This window comes from Paenibacillus sp. OSY-SE, from assembly GCF_000283315.1.
Classification (GTDB): Bacteria; Bacillota; Bacilli; order Paenibacillales; family Paenibacillaceae; genus Paenibacillus_B; species Paenibacillus_B profundus.
In genome coordinates, this window is the sequence record NZ_ALKF01000101.1 from 1 (window position 1) to 3,350 (window position 3,350).

Here is a 3,350-nt window from a genome sequence, read left to right on the forward strand (position 1 = left end):
CCAATGCATTCAGCACGTCGCGGAGCGGAAACCGCTTATTGATCGGCATCAGTTCGCTCCGTTGATCGTCGAACGGCGAATGCATCGAGAAGGTGAGATTGACCTGTGGAAACTCCCGCGTCAACCTATCGATTCCTGGCAACAGGCCGATGGTGGAAATCGTAATTCTTCGATGTCCTAAACCGAAGAGATGCGGGTTGGTCAAACTCGCTAGCGCATCGAAAAGATGCGGGTTGGCGAGCGCCTCCCCCATGCCCATGAAGGACACACTGTCCAAGGCGTGGCCGTTCAAGTGAAAGTGAAGCAATTGGTCGGTAATTTCGTCGGCGGTCAGATTTCGTTTCAGACCGATGGTACCCGTGGCGCAAAAGCGGCACCCGAACCCGCAGCCGCACTGCGTGGAAATACAATACGATTTCCATCCCCGTTTATAGGAAAGTCTTACGGCCTCCACGCGTTCGCCGCCACCAATGGCAAACAGCACCTTGCTGACCTGCTGCGATGTGAGTTCCTTTACGGGAATAACGCTGGAGACGTTCGAACCAAGCGTCCGGGCCAACGCTTCTCGCAAAAATGTAGGCAGTATGGTGATCCGTTCATATTCAGCGATTTTTTGTTTGAAAATAGCATCTATAATTTGCCCATACCGGTATGCAGGCTGCTTGAAGTCGGACAGGATCTGCCCAATCGTTTCATATTTTGAGGTTGGTTTCATGTGTTCTCCTTACCGCCGGAGAAAATGCAAAAAAGCAACCGTCATCCGGCGCTTTAACACGTCATTAACCAACTACGCAGGAAAAAACACGATGCGTTTGCTGATAGAATCGCTACGTGCATCTGTCGATAGATTGGTATACCTCCGGCAACAGATTCATTTTGTCGTGAACCGGGTCAATCGATTGGAACCGGTCCACATAATCATCTACAACCTCAACCTCAATAATCATCGTTTTCATCCTCCTATAGTTTGTTAAACCTGTTAAACGTTCAGTTCCACAGTTTTAGTTGCGATATGTTTGCAAAACTCGCTGTCATGCTCCACAAAAAGGATAGTTGGCGAATGCTCTAGCAGCAGTTCTTCGATTTGCATCCTGGAGATGACGTCGATAAAATTAAGCGGTTCGTCCCAAATATGCAAATGAGCGCGTTCGCAGAGGCTTTTCGCGATCAGAACCTTTTTCTTCTGACCACCGCTATAAGAAGCGATGTCCTTTTCAAATTGCAAGCGCGAAAAATCGAGTTTTCTCAAAATCGCTTTGAACAAGCTTTCGTCAATCTCGCTGAATTGGGCGAATTCCGACAAATTGCCCTGCAACTGCGAGGTATCTTGTGATACGTAGGAAATTTTCAACTGACTCCCTTTTCGAAACGCGCCGGAATAAGGAATCTCCTCGCCGCAAATCAGTTTGAGCAAACTGGATTTGCCGGAGCCGTTCGGACCGGAGAGCACGATTCTGTCCCCTTGCTCGATAGTAAAGCTGATATCGCTGCAAACGTTCTTTTCTCCATAATGAATTGAAACGCGGTCAAGCTCGACCAATTGGTGTTTATGATAAGTCATCTGCGATATTTTCAGGCTCTCCGAGCTGTCGACGTTTCTCAGAAGCTGGGATCTTTCCTCGATCGCGGAATGCTGTCTTTGTTCGATCGATTTGGATCGCTTCATCATTTTGGCGGCCTTGTGGCCGATGTATCCTTTGTCGACCTTGGAGCCGGAGTTACGGGTGCCGTTTTTCGTTTTTTCTACTTCGTGCGACCAGTTGCTTGTTCGCTTGGCCGCTTCGGACAGCCTCTTAATGTCCTTCCTCAGCTTTTCGTTCTCGGCCAGTTCGAAATTGTCCTGTCTTTGTTTGTTCTCCCACCAGTCTGAAAAGTTTCCGTTCTGGATTTCGATATTGGTCTTATTGATCGAAATAATATGATCCACACAATTGTCGAGAAACGCCCGATCGTGTGACACCAACATAAAGCCGCTCTTGCCGTTCAAATAATCACTTACCAGCTTCCGAGCATGCAGATCCAGATGATTTGTCGGCTCGTCGATAAGCAAAAAGCTGTTTTCCTTCAAAAACAGAACCGCCAGCATTACCTTCGTCTGTTCTCCGTTGGACAACGAGTCGAACGGTCGATACAACACATCCTCTGATAACTTCAGCAGCGAAAACTCGCGCATGAGTTGCCAGTGCTCATAGTCCGGATAGATGTCGGCTACCACATCAAATGTATATTTTTCCTTGTGCTCGACGTGGAACGGGAAATACTCGAAACTTACGTTAGAGGAAATCGTTCCGCTGTATTCATACTTGCCGAGCAGCAAATTGAGAAACGTAGTCTTGCCCCGGCCGTTCCTTCCCGTAAAGCCCAATTTCCAATTGGTATCGATTTGCAAACTTACATGCTCAAAAATGTTGTCGTAACTGCCGTCATACGCAAACGTCAGGTTCGTTACCTTGATCAATGACATTCCAGAAACCTCCTTGGTTCACAAATAAAAAAGAGCTGCAAGAAAGTTGACCTTTCTTACAGCTCAAAAAAATAAAGCAAATCCAACCCTACGCAGAGTCAGATAAGGAACTATTTTTTGAGTGAAAAGAATAAGGTAACTTTCTTGCCAATAAAGAACAAAACAGAGCAAATAGAACTTGTTTTATTCTTTAAATGGTAGCAAGAAATTTTACATTACCCTCTTCAACTCCTATCGTAAGTGTTAGCGCAATAGTAACATACCAGATATTTCATTGCAATATCCTAGCAATGGCAACATTCATCTACTTCAGTTCAATTAGATCACATCAAAAACCATAGTTCGAGCCTTACTCCGTCACTGCATAGTTCCCTAGCGGTTCATGCAGCCTAAGGAAATCCTGCAGTTCGTCGGGTGCTTATTGAGCTAACTTGCCCGTTTGTTCAGCGAAAAACAAAGCCGGCCCCAATGAGCCGGCTGTTCACAATTTCAATCTACATATTTCGTCCCTCATACTGAAAAGGTTCTTCACACGAATAAATCTCATGGAAAAATCCCTTATACGGGATATCGTCTTCCATGCATTTTATGCGATACGACAGCTCCTCATCACACTCCGGCTCTTCGCCGTTGTTTCGCATACACTCGAATGCGTCTACAATATATTCCATGACACACACCTGAATAAATAAAGGTAACTGATCCAACATCAAATCTTCAAGATTGGTCTCGGATCTGTAACCCGCGAGAACGGTTTCAAAATAATCATCCATAAACGTTTTACGTTTACCGGCGTCTGGTTCAAATTGTATCCAGCCCACTCCGATTCCCCAGATACTGGCCAAGTCAAACATATACCAACCAAAACATGAATTATCGAAATCAT

2 protein-coding genes and 1 pseudogene are annotated in these 3,350 nt (G+C 45.7%); all 3 read right to left on the reverse strand.

Annotation, left to right across the window (positions count from 1 at the left end; translation table 11 throughout):
- Positions 1-715 (reverse strand): radical SAM protein (locus A372_RS0100645; protein WP_019418924.1); only part of this gene is annotated, 715 nt, incomplete at its 3' end.
- Between the two features lie 264 nt (positions 716-979).
- The gene (locus tag A372_RS0100655; RefSeq protein ID WP_019418926.1) at positions 980-2,464 is read right to left on the reverse strand and encodes an Lsa family ABC-F type ribosomal protection protein; all 1,485 of its coding nucleotides are present in this window, start codon (positions 2,462-2,464) and stop codon (positions 980-982) included.
- A 494-nt stretch (positions 2,465-2,958) separates the two neighbouring features.
- A pseudogene (locus A372_RS0100660) lies at positions 2,959-3,350 on the reverse strand (phosphotransferase enzyme family protein); the annotation flags it as partial.